General features: G+C 63.1%; 18 protein-coding genes. 13 read left to right on the top strand and 5 right to left on the bottom strand.

The features are described from left to right. Positions 1 to 688 precede the first annotated feature (688 nt). From JKL45_RS09305 to JKL45_RS09290, 4 genes are all read left to right on the top strand, one after another. A complete protein-coding gene (locus tag JKL45_RS09305; protein ID WP_201860840.1) occupies positions 689 to 1,906 on the top strand; it encodes a calcium-binding protein in 1,218 nt (405 codons plus the stop codon). Between the two features lie 44 nt (positions 1,907 to 1,950). After that, positions 1,951 to 2,430, top strand: coding sequence for a heme utilization cystosolic carrier protein HutX (hutX, locus tag JKL45_RS09300; RefSeq protein ID WP_281401750.1), 480 nt, complete (start codon positions 1,951 to 1,953; stop codon positions 2,428 to 2,430). A gap of 24 nt (positions 2,431 to 2,454) precedes the next feature. Further along, positions 2,455 to 3,210, top strand: coding sequence for a HugZ family pyridoxamine 5'-phosphate oxidase (locus tag JKL45_RS09295; RefSeq protein WP_201860838.1), 756 nt, complete (start codon positions 2,455 to 2,457; stop codon positions 3,208 to 3,210). Between the two features lie 122 nt (positions 3,211 to 3,332). Further along, entirely contained in the window at positions 3,333 to 4,238 is a 906-nt protein-coding gene (locus JKL45_RS09290) for a YihY/virulence factor BrkB family protein (RefSeq protein WP_201860837.1), read from the top strand. Here JKL45_RS09290 and JKL45_RS09285 read toward each other — a convergent pair. Beyond that, a complete protein-coding gene (locus tag JKL45_RS09285; RefSeq protein ID WP_201860836.1) occupies positions 4,235 to 4,393 on the bottom strand; it encodes a hypothetical protein in 159 nt (52 codons plus the stop codon). The genes JKL45_RS09290 and JKL45_RS09285 overlap by 4 nt on opposite strands. Before the next feature lie 221 nt (positions 4,394 to 4,614). Here JKL45_RS09285 and JKL45_RS09280 point away from each other — a divergent pair, with 221 nt between their 5' ends. From JKL45_RS09280 to JKL45_RS09240, 9 genes are all read left to right on the top strand, one after another. After that, positions 4,615 to 5,103 (top strand): Hsp20 family protein, encoded by a 489-nt coding sequence (locus tag JKL45_RS09280; RefSeq protein WP_201860835.1) that lies wholly within the window; start codon positions 4,615 to 4,617, stop codon positions 5,101 to 5,103. A 179-nt stretch (positions 5,104 to 5,282) separates the two neighbouring features. Then, positions 5,283 to 5,897, top strand: a complete 615-nt coding sequence (locus JKL45_RS09275) for a ribonuclease D (RefSeq protein WP_201860834.1) — start codon at positions 5,283 to 5,285, stop codon at positions 5,895 to 5,897. Between the two features lie 104 nt (positions 5,898 to 6,001). Beyond that, a complete protein-coding gene (lptC, locus tag JKL45_RS09270) occupies positions 6,002 to 6,754 on the top strand; it encodes an LPS export ABC transporter periplasmic protein LptC (RefSeq protein ID WP_201860833.1) in 753 nt (250 codons plus the stop codon). Then, positions 6,751 to 7,401 carry an LptA/OstA family protein gene (locus JKL45_RS09265; protein WP_246498417.1) on the top strand — a complete coding sequence of 217 codons (651 nt, stop codon included), beginning with the start codon at positions 6,751 to 6,753 and terminating at the stop codon, positions 7,399 to 7,401. The genes lptC and JKL45_RS09265 overlap by 4 nt, the downstream gene beginning before the upstream one ends. Positions 7,402 to 7,454: 53 nt before the next feature. Further along, complete coding sequence (gene lptB / locus JKL45_RS09260) at positions 7,455 to 8,303, top strand: LPS export ABC transporter ATP-binding protein (protein ID WP_312896932.1); 849 nt, start codon at positions 7,455 to 7,457, stop codon at positions 8,301 to 8,303. Positions 8,304 to 8,385: 82 nt separating this feature from the next. Further along, entirely contained in the window at positions 8,386 to 9,795 is a 1,410-nt protein-coding gene (gene rpoN, locus JKL45_RS09255; protein WP_201860832.1) for an RNA polymerase factor sigma-54, read from the top strand. 127 nt (positions 9,796 to 9,922) lie between these two features. Next, positions 9,923 to 10,495, top strand: coding sequence for a ribosome hibernation-promoting factor, HPF/YfiA family (hpf, locus tag JKL45_RS09250; RefSeq protein WP_201860831.1), 573 nt, complete (start codon positions 9,923 to 9,925; stop codon positions 10,493 to 10,495). A gap of 83 nt (positions 10,496 to 10,578) precedes the next feature. Beyond that, complete coding sequence (ptsN, locus tag JKL45_RS09245) at positions 10,579 to 11,037, top strand: PTS IIA-like nitrogen regulatory protein PtsN (protein WP_201860829.1); 459 nt, start codon at positions 10,579 to 10,581, stop codon at positions 11,035 to 11,037. Between the two features lie 110 nt (positions 11,038 to 11,147). Further along, the gene (locus JKL45_RS09240; protein WP_201860828.1) at positions 11,148 to 13,121 is read left to right on the top strand and encodes a methyl-accepting chemotaxis protein; all 1,974 of its coding nucleotides are present in this window, start codon (positions 11,148 to 11,150) and stop codon (positions 13,119 to 13,121) included. 21 nt (positions 13,122 to 13,142) lie between these two features. Here the strand turns inward: JKL45_RS09240 and JKL45_RS09235 are convergent, their stop codons facing one another. The 4 genes from JKL45_RS09235 to JKL45_RS09220 form a co-directional block, all read right to left on the bottom strand. Beyond that, positions 13,143 to 13,865, bottom strand: coding sequence for an SIMPL domain-containing protein (locus JKL45_RS09235; RefSeq protein ID WP_201860827.1), 723 nt, complete (start codon positions 13,863 to 13,865; stop codon positions 13,143 to 13,145). A 93-nt stretch (positions 13,866 to 13,958) separates the two neighbouring features. Further along, positions 13,959 to 15,044, bottom strand: a complete 1,086-nt coding sequence (locus JKL45_RS09230) for a polyamine ABC transporter substrate-binding protein (protein WP_201860821.1) — start codon at positions 15,042 to 15,044, stop codon at positions 13,959 to 13,961. A gap of 76 nt (positions 15,045 to 15,120) precedes the next feature. Beyond that, a complete protein-coding gene (locus tag JKL45_RS09225) occupies positions 15,121 to 15,663 on the bottom strand; it encodes a hypothetical protein (protein WP_201860820.1) in 543 nt (180 codons plus the stop codon). 24 nt (positions 15,664 to 15,687) lie between these two features. Next, positions 15,688 to 16,842, bottom strand: coding sequence for an aminotransferase (locus JKL45_RS09220; protein ID WP_201860819.1), 1,155 nt, complete (start codon positions 16,840 to 16,842; stop codon positions 15,688 to 15,690). Positions 16,843 to 17,467: the final 625 nt, after the last annotated feature.

Below are 17,467 nucleotides of genomic sequence, written 5' to 3'. Positions count from 1 at the left end.
GGCTTGCCTCCCGGGCCATATCCTAGTCAACGCGCAGCCCACCCGAATGGATTCAAGCCCAGATCAAAAGCGCTTTAGCGCAAAGTCCCCCTTTGCCTCTACGATTGTCCTGTAATGGGGTCACAACAACTTGTGGCTGCTCATGGCGCTATCGCCCTTCAACATATGACCGGTACGTCGCTGGGAATGGTCAGAACGAAAGGGGGCAAGATCCTGCCTGGGTGCCAACTGCCGACACGCCTCAGTGTCCTATTGGATGCCGTTGTGTGACACGTACAACACCCTCAAGGGCTCGAGGAAAAGTTGTTCCCTGGCGTGTCACTAGGAACTGCTTTGTTTGGGGCACTCAAGGAGCCAATAACCTAATGGAATTCGTAGGAATTCCTTCGACATTGAATGCTCTTCCAAGTTATGGCGACATCACAAAGAGTCTATCTCTAATTCTATTGGCTGCTTGACGTAGCGAAACGGATATAACTGTCCTCATAAAGAGTTGGACTAAATCCAATCGGCTAATTGATTTGCTGAGGTGCGACATCTTTGATGCTTAGAGATCCTAAAGAATCCAGGTTTTCCTAGGTTTTTTCTGCTAAAGGGTCCTATCGGCAACATAGGTTTCCTGCCTTGCTAATGGACAGGATTCGGGCACAGCACTCGTTAAGAAACAACGAGTGTAACTGGGGACGAGATGGCTAACTTCATTGCATACAATGCGGCAGGTGTAGGTTTTAACATGTCTACGACCGGTGATTCCGGTTGGGACTACATTGAGGCAGATCCCAACATTCAGACGTATCTACGCGACTTCGGTGACATAGACGCGTTTGGTAACAAGTACGTCGAATACGATGTGACCGGGAATCCTTATGCGAACTGGATGGGGATCGTATTTTGGACCAATGACTATGATGTCCAGGTCGATTACATGCTTTCCGGCTTTGTAGATCCGTCGGGAGACATCATAAAGACCATGGAGATGTCCGATTTAAACCTTTGGACGACAGTATCAGATTTGCAATCCAATGCTTGGATGGTTCGCTTAAACCAAGGCAACGATACGTTTGAAGGCAACGATTACAACGACATCATTCGTGCTGGATATGGCAATGACCTCGTCATCGGGTACGCTGGTAACGATACGCTCTTAGGCGATCAGGGCAATGACACTCTTGGTGGTGGCTACGGAAACGACGTCCTTATTGGGGGTGAAGGCTACGATATCGCAAGTTTCGGCGGAGTCAGCACCAACTATATCTTCACTGTAAACTATGACGGTTCGGTCACGGTCAGAGATCTGGTAGGCGGATGGGGCGCCGACATCGTGTTGGGTGTTGAGGCTCTATACTTTGACAATGGAACATTCAGCCTCTCCAGCTTGCTCCCAGCAAACCCTCCGCCACCCCCTCCGTATAACCCTCCTCCGCCGACACCCGAGCAAGTCTATGCCGGAGCTGATACCCTGAATGGAACTTCGGGCAGTAATACCCTCAAAGGTTTTGGCGGTAACGACAAGCTCTATGGGCAGGGTGGCAATGACTTCCTATTCGGTGGTGCAGGGAATGACACCCTTTATGGCGGTGCCGGCAAGGACGGATTCGTCTTTGACACGAAGGCGAACACCCGCACGAACAAGGATGCCATAAAGGATTTCAAGGTCGTTGATGACACAGTCCGTTTGGACAACGCTGTGTTCACGAAGGTTGGCGCGAACGGCACCCTTAAGTCATCCGCGTTTTGGACCAACAACACGGGCAAGGCGCACGATAAGGATGACCGAATTATCTACGATAAGGATAGTGGCGTTCTCTACTACGATTCTGATGGCTCTGGAAAAGGTGCAGCCGTAGCATTTGCCACCATCGCCAAGAAGCTTGGGATGACGAACAAGGACTTCTACATCATCTGAGATGATCCCTTGGAAGGCTCCGGAGCGATCTGCCGTCTTCCCATTTGATTGCACCACTTCAATTAGCGGCCATTGGCAAGTCGATCACCGAAGCCCGCGGCGTTCCCATGCAGGCGGTCCTCGATTGTCTCGTGCCTGAGAGCGCCGTATGCGTCGGTGCGGATCTGTTCGAGGAGATCTGGCGCGAGCTGACCACCTGGGGCGATGTCAGCTTCGTCGTGCACACCCTGGATGGCTTCTTCGAAAGCGAGGGTGCCATCGTGCCGGGCGAGTTCGGCCACGGCTATTTCAACGTCCACGGCGACAGCCCCGTCGGCGGGCACTTCAGGATGGATCGCTGCCAGTCCATCTATTTCGTCGACCGTCCCTCTTTCGGCACACGCACCTGCTCGGTGCAGTTCGTCAATCGGGACGGGGGCGTGATGTTCAAGATTTACGTCGGTTACAATAAGGATCACACTCTCAAAGCCGACCAGGTTGAGCGGTTCGAAGCGCTTTGCGGAAAGTATCGTGCAGCGGCTTGATCGACGGGGAGCCGGTGAGACGTCATGGCTAAAGATCCATTCCTGCCCGTCGATGACGAGGCGCGGGCGCTGGCGAAGAAGCTCCTGCGCACGACGCGCTCCGGCGCGCTCGCCACCAACGATGCCGAGAGCGGCACGCCGTTCGCGAGCCTCGTGCAGGTGGGAACGGATATCGACGGCTCGCCTCTCATCCTCACCTCGCAGCTCTCCGCCCACACGCGCCTGCTGGAGGCCGATCCGCGCTGTTCGCTGCTCCTGTCCTCCCTAGGCCGGGGCGACCCGCTGGCGCACCCGCGCCTCACCCTGCTGGCGAAGGCTCACAGGCTCGAGCGGGAGAGCGAGGAGGCGCGGCACATCCGCCGCCGCTACCTGCTGCAGCATCCCAAGGCCGAGCTCTACGTTGACTTTCCAGATTTCGCGTTCTGGCGCCTTGAGGTCGTGTCCGCCAGCCTCAATGGCGGCTTCGGCCGGGCCTATCGTATGGGTCGTAAGGATCTGCTGGCGGATCTCTCCGAGTTCTTCGACTTCTACGATTTCGAGACCCAGGCCGTGGAGCACATGAACGAGGATCACGCCGACGCGGTGGCGCTGTATGCCACGCAGCTCTGCGGCGCCCGCGAGGGTGCCTGGCGCCTGATCGGCGTCGATCCGGAAGGGGTCCAGATGGCGCTCGGAGACGAGATCCTGCGCCTGGCTTTCCCACGGGCGCTCACCGGCCCGCATGAGGTGCGGCCGATGCTGATCCGGCTGGCGAACGAGGCGCGGGGCCGGGTTTCATAGGGGAGCGCTCAACCGCCTGTGGCAGAATGGATCTTGCCTTGGGTGCCGGAGACAGGCACCAAGAGGCTGGATCGCGCAACAGCATTCGCCCGGTCTGCCAGTCCAGGATTTCTCCATCGACGATGCGCTTCCCCTCTGTTCCTCCCCGTGCCCGCTCGATCCTCGCGACCATCGCCGACGCGGGCACACAGTTTTCGCGTAACGACGGCCTTGCCGTGGCAAGCCACGTGGCGCTCTCGCTAGTGATTGCGCTGTTTCCCTTCCTGATTTGCGTCGCCGCCCTGGCGGCCCTTCTCGGGGCCGGGCGCATCTCGACGCATATCATTCACCTGCTCTTCGATTTCTGGCCCGAAGGGGTCGCTGGCCCGCTGGCCCGGGAGGCCGACAAGGTTCTCATCCCGCGCCGAAACGTGCTGACCATCAGCATCGTGCTCACCCTGCTGGTGGCTACGAACGGCGTGGAGAGCCTGAGGATCGCCCTGTGCCGGGCATATGGGGTTGAACGCTTCCAGCCCTGGTGGCAGGCGAGGCTGATCGGCGTGGGCTTCGTGCTGATCGGGGCGGGGGCTTTGGTCGCCTCCGCGGTTCTGGTGGTGCTGTGGCCGTCCTTCTGGCGCGCCGCGGTGCTGTCGATGCCGGACCTGAAGGCCCTGGGCCTCACCTACAACGTGGTTCGCTATGGGCTGGCGTCCATCGTCCTGGTGGCAGGCCTCGTGGCGACCCATCTCTGGCTACCGGATGCCCGGCCCCGCGCATGGAACGTGCTACCCGGCATCGCCGCCACCCTGATTCTCTGGCTTCTGGGCGCCAGCCTCTATGGCGAGTTCCTGGCTAACATGAGCCATCTGAAGGCCACCTATGCGGGCCTTGCGGGCATCCTGACGGCGCTGATCTTCCTGCAGATTTCAGCCGCGATCTTCATCTTCGGTGCCGAACTCAACGCCGCCCTGCGGCGGCGGTCTGCTCCGACCGACGATGGAATTCCCGGAATCATGGAAGCGGCGTCGGATCCCGTTTTGCAGGCTTAGCTGACGCCCTCGTCCTGCTTCCTCTCGCAATCCCGTTTCGGGGATTGCTGCGGCCGCTGCTCCTGGGCGACGATTGTGCCGTCCGTGGGTGTTTCCGTTGCGGAAGCTGGGAGGGCAAGAATCGTCAACAAGGCGAGGGAGAGGATGCGAAGCATGTCGGTCGTTCCCTGTTTGAAGTAGCCCGATGCTAGGACTTGGCGGGCATGATGGCCAGCCCGCTTCAAAAACCTTTCGGCAGGGCTTCGGCACCCTCTTGAAAAGAGAAAAAACCGCTCCTAAGATCATGATTGCCAAGGCCTTTCAAAGGCTTGGCCATACGGGCGCCGGCGGGTGTCCGGCGCTCTTAGACCCATGTTGCTCAACGGAGGATATGGCTATGAGATCCGCTTTCGATTTCTCTCCCCTGTACCGCTCCACGGTCGGCTTCGACCGCCTGTTCGACATGCTCGACCAGTCGACACAGGTCGAGACCATGACCAACTGGCCGCCCTACAACATCGAAAAGCTGGGCGAGGACCAGTACCTCATCACCATGGCCGTTGCAGGCTTCTCGCCTGACGAGATCGAGCTCATGCAGAAGGAGGGCCAGTTGCTCGTCATGGGCCAGAAGAGAGGCTCCGACGAGGGCAAGCAGTACCTGCATCGCGGCATCGCAACCCGTGCTTTCAAGCAGATCTTCAACCTCGCCGACCATGTGAAGGTGACGGATGCGAACTTGGAGAACGGCCTGCTGGCGGTCGCGCTCAAGCGCGAGGTGCCCGAGGCTCTGAAGCCGCGCCGCATCGAGATCAAATCCGACACCGGCGTGAAGAGCCTGGGGCAGGACAACAAGTCCGCGCAGATCGAGCACGGCAGGGCCGCATAACCTCAGCGCGCTGCATCAAGGGCGCCGGCGCCAGTGGTTGTGCGCCGGGTCCGGACCTGCTCTCGATCTCCGGCATCGTCGCAGACGACACAAGCCCCGCGGAAGCGGGGCTTTTCTCATCCGTTGAAGCCGGCGGCCAGACGCGTTACAGCCTGTTACATCAGATTTTTGGATGCTCCATGACCGTACGCTTTCATCGCGGCGATCTGCCCGCCACCTACACGCCCGGCGCCGCCATTGCCATCGACACAGAGACGCTGGGCCTCAACCCGCACCGGGACAGGCTCTGCGTGGTGCAGATCTCCACCGGGGACGGCACGGCGGACGTGGTGCAGATCCTCAAGGACGGTCCTCTGCCGGAGAACCTGATCCGCGTCCTGTCCGACGAGAGCGTACTCAAGATCTTCCACTATGCGCGCTTCGATCTCGCCGTGCTCTTCCATACCTTCGGAGTGATGCCGCGCCCGGTCTACTGCACCAAGGTCGCCTCGCGGCTCGTGCGCACCTATACCGACCGCCATGGCCTGAAGGATCTGGCGCGCGAGCAGCTCGGCGTGGAGCTGTCGAAGCAGCAGCAATCCTCCGATTGGGGCGCCGACACCCTCACCCCCGCCCAGCTCGACTATGCAGCCTCCGACGTGCTGCACCTGCATGCCCTTAGGGAAAAGCTCGACCGCATGCTGGAGCGGGAAAACCGCCTCGGCATTGCCCATCAATGCTTCAGCTTCCTGCCGACCCGGGCGCAGCTCGACCTTCTCGGCTGGTCCGAGACCGATATTTTCGCCCATTCTTGACGGGCGCTTAAACTTTCCCGCATAAAACTCCATATCCGTCATAACATCGCCATGTCCGTCCGGCATGGCGCGGGGCCGATTGTGAGGCGGAAGGGGTTTCAGAAGTGGCGGTAATCCAGGGCACCACGATGCGTGACGGCCCGGCCTTGAGGCCGGCCGGCCGGTCGACGCGCGCCTATACCAAGGCCCGTCGCCATTCCCGCTGGGTGCGCTTCGCCAAGATCGCCATTCCCCTCGGCTCCCTGATCGGCATGGGCGCCGTGGGCTTCGTGGCCTATTACGACCCGTTCCGGAACATCCAGAACCTGAGCTTCGGTTCCATCGGGGTGAGCGGCAGCAACGTCACCATGGCGAGCCCGAAGCTGACCGGCTTCAAGAACGACAACCGCCCCTACGAGGTGACCGCCAGCGAGGCTACGCAGGACGTGCGCAAGCCCGATCTGGTGCAGCTCAAAAATCTCAAGGCGCGCATCGTCACGGATGATCGCGGCAGCGTCGCATGGCTTCAGGCTGCCGGTGGAACCCTGGATACCAAGAAAGAGCAGATGCGGCTGCGCAACAACATCGTGGTCACCACGGATGCCGGCCATGAAGTCAGGCTCCAGTCGGCCTTTGTGCAGTTCAAGTCCGGCAACGTGACGTCCAACGAACCCGTCTCCGTCCTGTTCGGCAACGGCTCCATCGAGGCCGAGAAGCTGAAGGTCACGGATAACGGCAAGGTCATGAGCTTCGAAGGCCGCGTGCGCACCGTTCTCGAGCCGTCCCGCTCCACCCCATCGTCCAAGGACGCCGCCGGCACGGGTTCCACGATGCCTGCGTCCGCCACCGCGCCCCAACAGACAAGTACCCGTCCATGATGAGTTTCCCACGCGCTGCCCTCACTGTTGCGCTTCTCGCCTCCGTTCCGATGCAGGCCGCCTGGGCCCAGGCCGGCAAGGAGCGCGCGGTCGGCTTCGGCAATTTCGGCTCCAGCAAGGAGCCGATCAAGATCGATGCCAACAAGCTCGATGTCTTCGACAAGGAGGGGCGCGCCGTCTTCACCGGAGACGTGGTGGCGGTTCAGGGCGAGAGCACCATGAAGTGCACGATCATGACCGTGTTCTACGAGCAGCGGGACCAGAACGGCGGACAGGCGGCCCCTGCTCCTGCCGCGCAGGGCACCGACGACAGCGCGATCAAGAAGATCGACTGCAAGGGCCCGGTCACCATCGTGTCCCGGACCCAGGTGGCCACGGGCGAGAACGCCACCTTCGACCGCGGCTCCAACAAGATTCTGCTCACCGGCAACGCCACCCTCAGCGACGGGCCGAACGTTACCAAGGGCGAGCGGGTGCTCTATGACATCAACACCGGCGTGGCCAATATCGAAACCACCCCCGGCGGCCGCGTGAGGGCGCTGTTCGTGCCCGGCAACGGCGGTCCGGCACCGACGGGAGCCGGTGGCGCGAACGCTCCGGGCAACAATGCCAAGCCGAAGCCTGCGCAAAGGCCGGCGACGAACTGAGGCGGGATGTTCTCTTCCCGCTTATTCCCTAGTCCATCATCAGCGAAGATCCTGTGAAACCGCTTTTCAACCGTTCTCAACCCGGTCCCTCGGACGTGAGCCTCCTGGAGCCCCATGCAGCCGGGCCAGTCTCGCATGGTTCTTCCCGGACCCAGGGCGAGGGCGCCTTCGGCGGCGCGGGCATCCTGGCCGTGAAGGGCCTGCAGAAGAGCTATCGCGGCCGCACCGTGGTGCAGGATGCGGGCCTGCAGGTGCGCGCCGGCGAGGCCGTCGGTCTTCTCGGCCCCAACGGCGCGGGTAAGACCACGATCTTCTACATGATCACCGGTCTCGTGGGAGCGGATCGCGGCGTCATCAGCCTCGACGGCCACGACGTGACGGGTCTGCCCATGTATCGCCGCGCCCGCCTCGGCATCGGCTATCTTCCGCAGGAAGCCTCGATCTTCCGCGGCCTCAACGTGGAAGACAACATCCGCGCCGTGCTCGAGATTGTGGAGCCCAGCCGCAAGGAGCGCGAGCGCAAGCTCGACGCGCTCCTCGAGGAGTTCAACATCACACGCCTGCGCAAGTCGCCCTCCATCGCGCTCTCGGGCGGCGAGCGGCGGCGCTGCGAGATCGCTCGCGCGCTGGCCGGCGAGCCGACCTTCATGCTCCTCGACGAGCCTTTCGCCGGCATCGATCCCATCGCGGTCGGCGACATCCAGAACCTCGTGCGGCACCTGACCCGCCGCGGCATCGGCGTGCTTATCACCGACCACAATGTCCGCGAGACCCTGGGGCTCATCGACCGCGCCTACATCATCCATTCCGGCCGCGTTCTGACGGAGGGCACGCCGGACGCCATCGTGGCGAACGAGGAAGTGCGCCGCCTGTATCTCGGCGAGGATTTCCGCCTCTACTGAGATGTATCCCTTTTGACGGATCGCTCCCGATCCCGCTAAAAATCGACAGGTATGCAGGAAGCATGCCTTTTCGGGTGCGGTCATGAATGCGATGCAACGGCTGGAGCTGCGGCAGGGTCAGTCCCTGACCATGACGCCCCAGCTCGTTCAATCCATCAAGCTGCTGCAGCTCTCCCATGCGGAACTCGCTTCCTATGTGGCGGCGGAACTCGAACGCAATCCCCTTCTGCAGGAAGGCGAGATCCCGGCCGACGCGCCGGGCCTGAGCCTCGCCGACTTCCTGCGTGCCAAGCAAAAGGCGCAGGCTCTGGGACCCCGCATCGTTCCCGGCCCTTCACCTTTGCGGAGCTCGCCCTCCTCGGGAGCGTCCGGCCCGACCCACGGCGAGATCGGGTCCGAACTGGGCGAAACGCTGGCCCGCGCGGCCAGCCTGACCGAACACCTGGAGGCGCAGCTCGATCTCGCCACGTCCGACCCCCACCTTCGCATGATCGGCGAGCACCTGATCCACAGCCTCGACGAGGCCGGCTATCTCAGGGAGGACTTGGCGGAAATCGCCGTTCGCCTGGGAACGGCGCCCGCCGATGTGGAATCGGCCCTGCAGCTGATTCAGACCTTCGAGCCCGCCGGCGTCGGCGCGCGAGACCTTGCCGAATGCCTCGCGATCCAGCTGAAGGAGCTAGGCCGGCTGGACCCGGCCATGCAGGCGCTGCTCGGCAATCTCAACCTCGTCGCCCGGCAGGATTTTGCTGCCCTGAAGAAAGTGTGCGGCGTTGGCCGAGAGGATCTCGCCGCCATGCTGGCCGAGATCCGCCGCCTGGAGCCCAAGCCAGGGCTTGCCTTCACGCCTGCCGCCATCGACGTGCTCGTGCCGGACGTGCTGGTCCGGCCTGCGCCTGACGGCAGCCTCGCGGTCGAGCTCAATCCCGAGACCATGCCCCACATCCTGCTCAACCGCACCTATTACGCCGAGGTAGCGAAGGTTCTGAACAAGGAGGAGGACAAGAGCTTCCTGTCGGAATGCGTCCAGGCGGCGAGCTGGCTCACCCGCAGCCTGGAGCAGCGCGCCAGGACGATCCTGAAGGTGGCGGCCGAGATCGCCCGCCATCAGGAGGAGTTTTTCCGCCAGGGCGTTTCCGGATTGCGCCCGCTCACGTTGAAAAGCGTCGCGGACGCCATCGGCATGCACGAATCCACCATCTCGCGCGTTGCGGCGAACAAGGCCATCGGCACCGAGCGCGGCACCTACCCGATGAAGTTCTTCTTCGGCGCCGCGACGGGCGAGGGCGAGCATGCGGCCAAGGCCGTGCGCCACCGCATCGGCCAGATGATCGGTGCCGAAAAGCCGGAGGATGTGCTCTCGGATGAGGCAATTGCCCAGAAATTGAAGCTGGAGGGGATTCAGGTCGCCCGCCGCACGGTGGCGAAGTACCGGGACGCTCTGCGCATTCCGTCCTCATCCGAGCGCCGCCGGCTCGGGCGCGAAGCTTGACCGCTCAAGCCCGCAATTTCAAGACTTGCATTGGCCCTTATTCGGATCATCATCTCCAAACGTCACCCTGAAGGATCGCAGCACAGCGAAGGCGCCACAGGGACAGTGTGAGGCGAGGGAGAATGCGATGACATTGAGAGTGTCGGGGAAGAATCTCGATATCGGCGAAGCTCTCAGGTCCCAGGTCCAGGCCCGGATGGCCGGCGCCCTGGCCAAGTATTTCGACGGCGGCTATTCCGGCCATGTGACCGTCACCCGCGACGGCGGCGGATTTCGCACCGAATGCGTGCTTCACCTCACCTCGGGCATGACCCTGGAGGCCTCCGGTGCCGCCGGCGACGCCTATGCCAGCTTCGACCAGACGGCGGGCCGGATCGAGAATCGCCTGCGGCGCTACAAGCAGCGACTCAAGGGCAAATCCGGCGCAGGCGCGCGCGCCGGTGGCATCGAGGTGCCTTACGCGGTGTTCGAGGCGCCGAGTGACGAAACCGTCGAGGAGGAGGGCTATCATCCCATCGTCGTAGCCGAGACCACGAAGCCGCTGCACACGCTCTCCGTCAGCGACGCTGTGATGCAGCTCGACCTGACGGGGGCGGCCGCTCTCGTGTTCATCCACGCTAGCACCGGACGCGTGAACGTCGTATATCGCCGCGGTGACGGAGCGATCGGTTGGGTCGATCCGCCGCTTGCACAGGCTTGAGGGGATCTACCTCTTTTGGCCCAGTTCTTGCGTGGAACGGTGAGAGGCCTTCCAGGCTTCACATCAAGAATGCAGCGTGATCGATGCCCTTGCTGGATTTTCTAGACCCTCAGGCCGTCCTGCCCGCCTTGCGCGTCAGCGGCAAGAAGCAGGCTCTTCAGGAACTGGCCTCCCATGCGGCCCGTCTCACGGATCTTCCCGAGACTGCCATCTACGAGGCTCTCCTGCAGCGCGAACGCCTCGGCTCGACCGGGATCGGCGAAGGCATCGCCATTCCCCATGGCAAGCTGCCGAACTTGGCCCGGATCTTCGGTCTCGTGGCCCGTCTCGACAAACCGGTGAACTTCGAGGCTCTCGACAGCCAGCCGGTGGACGTTCTCTTCCTGCTCCTGGCTCCCGAAGGCGCCGGCGCGGATCACCTGAAGGCCCTGGCCCGGGTCGCCCGGGTCCTGCGCGAGCCCGGCCTGATCGAGCGGGTGCGGGCCACACGGGATGCCGCTGCCCTCTACGCCATCATGACAGAGATGCCGAAGGCCGCCTGAGACGGCTAAGTCGGCTTCTGACCTAACGTAAAGATATCTTTAAGACGTCCCCCGCAATCTTGCCGCAACGGTATAAGAGGGATTCGGGGGCAATGGGGTTTCTGGCTCGGTTGAAACAGCCGTCGGTGCGGATGCGCGTCGCCACATTGAGCGGCGTGATGGTGCTCGGCTTTGCGGTCATCGGCGCGGTGTTCCAGACGGGCCGCTCCGAGGTGGAGCAGGCACTCTCGGCGCAGCAGACCTATTCGGCGCTGGCCGAGAAGGCCAACGGGTTTCGCGGCCGGGCCGACGGCCTGAAGGTCGTAGCCGGCGAATGGACCACGAGCCGCCTCAGCCATCACGGCCAGGCCTTCCTCGACCAGCACAAGGCCCTGGTCGTCCAGCTCGATGAGATGAGCGCGGCACCGGGCGCGAGCCTGATCGAGCCCGAAGTCGCTGCCTTGAAGCAGCATGCCGCCGCCCTCTTGGGCCAGGGCAAGTCCCTCGAGAAGCTCTACACCGGCATCGGCAACAAGCCGGACGAGGGAGCACAGGGGCGCCTTCTCAAAGCCGAGGCCAATCTCGAGAAGCTCGTGCGCCCCCTGACCGGCAGCGGCGAGACCATCGCATGGCGCCTGTGGGCCGCCATGCTGGGCATGTTCAATCAGGAGGCTCGCGCCAGGATCCTGCTCGAGGAGAGCATTCTGGGCGCTTTCGAGGTGGAGCAGGGGCGTTTCACCCGCGCCTTGGCCCAGCTCTCCGGCGATCTTGCCAAGGAGAAGGCCGCTGTCGAGAGCGCCGGCGCGTCGTTCCAGGAGGCCTTTCATGCCTGGGGCGAGCTGGAGCGTGAGGTGGCGGGCCAGAGCGAGAAGCTGATGGGGCAGTTCGACCTGCTCGTGCCGGTTCTCGATCAACTGCTCGCCAAGGTCCGCACGGAAGCCCACAAGACCGAGGCTCAGCTCACCGCCTCGCAGCAGCGCACCTTCACCCTGATCCTCTGGGCCATGGGCGCGACGCTTCTGTTCGGCCTCGTCCTCAACTTCATCGTGGGACGCTCGATTTCCCTCCCGCTCACCCGCCTGCAGCAGGCCATGCGGCGGCTCGCCGACGGCGATGCCTCCGTTGAGATTCCCTCCACCAAGGGGACGGATGAGATCGGCGCCATGGCCCGCACCGTGCTGGTCTTCCGCGACAACGCCCGCGAGCGCGAGCGGCTCACCCGGGAGCGCGAGGGCATGGCGGCTGTCGATGCCGAGCGCGCCCACGCGATCTCCAATGCCATCATGGCGTTCGACTCCACGGTCGAGCAGATCCTGGCGGAGGTCCGCGAGGTGACGGGCGATCTCGCCAAGGCTTCCGGCCAGCTGGAGGGCTCGGCGAACCACGTGACCCAGCAGGCGCAGATCGCAGGAAGCGCCTCCCTGCGGACCGCGCACAACATGTCGGCGGTGGCGAGCGCTGCCGAAGAGCTCGATGCATCCCTGTCCGAGGTCGCAGCCCAGACGAATGCCTCGGCAAAAGCCTCCGAGCGCGCCGTCGCCGAGGCGCGCGGCGCTTCGAGCAGCATGACGACCCTATCGGCCGCGACGTCCCAGATCGGCGAAGTGGCGGGCCTCATCCGCACCATTGCGGCGCAGACCAACCTCCTGGCGCTCAACGCCACCATCGAGGCGGCCCGGGCCGGCGAGGCCGGCAAGGGCTTTGCCGTCGTGGCCAACGAGGTGAAGGACCTGGCCGGCCAGACCGCCAAGGCCACCGAGGAGATCGCCCGGCAGATCGAGGCGGTGCAGGCCGCCTCACGGGAGACCCTGGTGGCGCTCGGCACCGTGCAGGCCTCCGTCGAGGATCTGGCAGGAGTGGTGTCCACGGTGGCCGGAACCGTGAGCCAGCAGACGGCGGCGGTGTCGGAGATCGCCCAGTCGGTGGCTCAGGTCTCGTCGGAGGCGCAGGCCGGCACGTCGGCGATCGAGACCACGCAGGGCGTTGCCGTGCAGTCTCTCGATGCGGCCCGGGCCGTGGCGGATCTCTCGGTGGCTCTGGAGCACCAAGCGCAGCGGCTCGGCGCCGAAATCCACCAGTTCCTCAACAGCGTGAAGGCGGCTTAGCGAGACCTGTCGGCCGGGGCTTTAGGGCTGCCCGGCCATTTCCCAGACGAGCTGGACATTGGCAGTATAGCGGATCGTCGCCGGGGGCACGATCGGCACCGACTCGGCTCCCTTCGACATTGCCATCGACATGCGCATGTCGGGCTGCGGCTCGAAGGGCTGGGCCGAGCCGTCCCGGATCTCCAGGAGGCGACCGAGGGACACCCCGGCGGCCGTCGCATAGACCTCGGCCTGCCGCTTGGCATCCCGCACGGCGGCTTCGCGCGCCTTGTCCGCGCCCTGCTCCTGCCGGTCGAGGCCGAAGGAGACCGACTGGAAGGTCATGTCGCCGCTTGCCAGGATCTCGCCTGCCAGGCGCCCGACGCCGTCGAGATCGCGGGTGGTGATCTGGAGCCTATGATGAGCCGAAAACTTCGGCGTCTTCACCTCCTTGCCGTCGGGGCCGACCTGCTGCGGAGTCTGGAAGACCTGGAAGTTCGCGGTCCTGATGTCGTCCCGCTTGATGCCGAGGCCCTGGATGCGGGCGAGCACCCGCTCCGTGGCTGTATTGTTGGCGGTGCTTGCCTGCGCCACCGTCTCGGCCTGCGTTGCCACCGTCACATGGATGCGCGCGAAATCGGGCTTCAGCTCCGCCTCGCCGGTTCCCATCACGCTGATCGTGGGTTGGCGCGGCACGGGAGCTTGTGCCAGGGCCGGGGAGGCGAGGCTCAAGGTGACCAGAGCGACAACAGCGGCTAGGCGCATGACAAAACGTCCTTCTTCAAACAAAAAAGCCCCGCCCATAAGGCGGAGCTTTGCGGGCACCGGGACGATGCACAAACGAAGCTGAGCGCCGGATTAACGGCCGGTCTTCACGCGGGTCCAGAGGCGGGTGACGGTGCGCTGGGAGCGCTCGTCATAGGCCGTGTTGGTGAAGAGGCGCTTCATGGTGGCGTCGTCCGGATAGATGCCGGGATTGTCGAGGATCGCCTTGTCGATGTTCTGCTTCGCGGCAAGGTTGCCGGAGGCATAGGACACGAAATTCGTGTTCATGGCGGCGATCTCGGGGCGGAGCATGAAGTTGATGAACTCATGCGCTTCCGTGACGTTCTTGGCATCCGCCGGGATCACGAAGCTGTCGAACCACATCAGCGCGCCCTCGCGCGGGATGACATAGCCGACCTCGACGTTGTTCTTGGCTTCCTCGGCGCGGCTCTTGGCCTGGATCATGTCGCCCGAATAGCCCACCGCCACGCAGATATCGCCGTTGGCAAGCGCGTTGATGTATTCGGAGGAGTGGAACTTCTGGATGTTTCCGCGCACGCGGAACAGGGCGTCGCCCGCCTTGTTCAGATCCTCGACGCGCTTGGAATCGGGATTGAGCCCGAGATAGGCCAGCACGCCGGGGAAGAGATCCTCAGGTGAATCCAGCATGTAGATGCCGCAGCTCTTGAGCTTCGCGGAGATCTCCGGCTTCAGCACGAGGTCCCAGGTGTTGAGCGGCATGTCGCCCAGAATTTCCTTCACCTTCTTGACGTTCACGCCGATGCCGGTGGTGCCCCACATGTAGTTCACGGCGAACTGGTTGCCGGGATCGAACACGGCCAGACGCTGCGTCACCTCCGGCCATTGGTTGGCGAGGTTCGGCAGCTTTGCCTTGTCGAGTTTCTGGAACACCTTGGCGCCGATCAGGCGCTGCACGAAGGGGCCTGACGGCACGACGATGTCATAGCCGGACTTGCCGGCAAGCAGCTTGGTCTCGACGATCTCGTTGTTGTCGTAGGTGTCGTAGACCACCTTGATGCCGGTCTGCTTCGTGAACTCGTCCAGCGCCTTCGGGTCCACATAGTCGGACCAGTTATAGACGTTGACCACACGTTCCTGAGCGGTGGCGGCGGTTACAAGGCTTAAGGTCAGAGCAACCGAAGCGAGAAGACGGATCATTTAGGGCGGCACTCCTGCGAAACGAGAAAAGCCTTGATCGGCTAGGCGCTCAATTGAGATCCTATTGCTCCGCGCGTCAAGGCTGTTTGGGCTGGGCTGTGCGCCACTGCAGGAGGCGCTCGTAAACCGCAACGGCTTCCTCGTATCCTGCGGAGCTGCGGATCTTTCTCAGGTTGCCGAGAGGGCGCCGCAATTTCGCGTCAAAGCTCACACCGTCGAGGCCAGCGCTTGCGCCGCAATACAGCCTTCGGCAGGCTCCCTCGGCATCGTCGAAAACGATCCTGCTGGCCTGAAGCTGTATGGAGAACGTACAGGCCGGCCAGGGATCGTCCTCGCCCGGAACGCTGCGGTAGACCAGCCGGGATTCTTCGACTTCCGCGATGCCGGAGAGGGTGCAGGCGTGATGGCCGTTGATCTCGGTGTTGATGTAGAAGTTCCCCTGCCCATAGGGAACGATCTCAAGGATGTGCTGGGTTTTGAAAGGACGCTCGGGGTGGAGGAAATCGACCGTGACGGGAACGCGATAGATGCCCGCCAGGTCACGGATCGTCAGAGGCTCCGCCTGTGCTGTTGCTGAGCCGAGCCATAGGAAAGCGGACAGGAGCGTGATGAGGCGCATCGCGCATCCCTGTCCGGTCATGGTTCAGCGTGCTTGTTTGATCGCGTCCGCCAGCCGCTCGAGCCCGGCATCAAGCGTCGAGTCCTTCTTGGCGAAGCAGAAGCGCACCACGTTCTTCACCGCGCCTTCCGCATAGAAGGCCGAGACCGGAATCGCCGCGACGCCATGCTCCATGACGAGGCGGCGGCAGAAGGCGACGTCGTCGGTCTCGCCCAGGGCTGAGATGTCGATGTTGACGAAATAGGTGCCCTGGCTCGGGATCACGTCGAAGCCCAGCGTCCGCAGGCCATCCGTGAAACGGTCGCGGCTGCGGGCGAAGTTTTTGCGCATGCTCTCGAAGTAGACGTCGTCCTTGGCAAGCCCGTAGGCCACCGCGTGCTGCAGGTTCGGTGCCGTGGTGAAGGTGAGGAACTGGTGGGATTTCGCCAGCACCTTCATGATGGACGGGGCGGCGCACACGAAGCCAACCTTCCAGCCGGTGAGGCTGAAGATTTTTCCCGCCGAGCCGATCTTCACCGAGCGCTCGCGCAAGCCGTCGAGCGCCAGGATCGGCCGGTGCTGCCTGCCGTCGAACACCACGTGCTCCCAGACCTCGTCGGAGATCGCGATCGCGTCAAACCGGCGGCAGAAATCGGCCAGCAGGTTCAGGTCCTCATCGGAGAATGTCGTGGCGGTCGGATTAAGCGGGTTGTTGAACACGACCGCCTTGGTCTTCGGCGAGAAGGCCTTGGCCAGCGCTTCTTCCGTCAAGCGGAAATGCGGCGGCTGCAGGGTGACGAATTTCGGCACGCCGCCGGCGAGGCGCACGAGCGGAAGATAGGCGTCGTACATGGGCTCGAACAGCACCACCTCATCGCCGGGCTCCACGATGCCGAGGATCGCGCCCGCGAGCGCCTCCGTGGCGCCGGAGGTGACCATCACTTCCGTGTTCGCATCGAGATCGACGCCCTGCCAGTGCTTGTAGTGTGTGGCGATGGCCGAACGCAGCTCCGGAATGCCCATCATGGACGGATACTGGTTGTAGCCGTTGAGCACCGCATCCGCCGCTGCCCGCCGCACATCCTCCGGGCCCGGATCGTCCGGAAAGCCCTGGCCGAGATTGATCGCGCCGGTCTCCCGGGCAAGGCTCGACATCACTTCGAAGACGGTGGTGGGCAGGTTGGCGAACAAACGGTTCATGCCGCTCTCTCAATCGGTGTTTGGTGAGGTGCTGACCTGTTTCGTAGCATGGAGATGCGGGAGATCGAACCCGCATTCATTCCAAAAAGACCAGCACCTTCGGGCCTGAGGCTGGGTGGCCTCAAGCCGTCAGGTCAATCGAGGGTGGCGCGTTGGGCAGCCCGGCTCGATGGTGATGGGATAAGTGAGAGCCAGACTGCTCGTCACGCGCGGTTTGTTTCAGCGGACCTGGAGGCATGCCAGGATCGGCCACCCGCGATCACAGGTGTGCGAGACCTGCGGCGGGACCGCTCCTTACCCCACATCTGCGACGCCTCGCGAGCGCGCCCCTCGTCGGGAAAGGATGCACAACGATATAGCCGAACTTAGGATGATTGTCAAGAACAAAGTAAGAACATTGCTATCGAACCATCCCTGCACCCCTACGTCATCACCAGAGGGCGTCATCCCGGACGGCGCAGCCGATCCGGGGTCGCAAGACGAGAATGGCTCCCCTTCACCTCCCCCGATGGGAGAGGTCGCTCCTTCAGGCGCTGGTGAGGGGTTGGTGTCCTCTCCGGATAAACCTGTAACCCCTCACCCCAGCCCTCTCTCTCAGGGAGAGGGAGTCAGCGTTTCATCCTGC

This window comes from Microvirga soli (assembly GCF_016734765.1).
Taxonomy (GTDB): Bacteria; Pseudomonadota; Alphaproteobacteria; order Rhizobiales; family Beijerinckiaceae; genus Microvirga; species Microvirga soli.
This window is presented reverse-complemented; position numbering and strand designations above follow the sequence as displayed.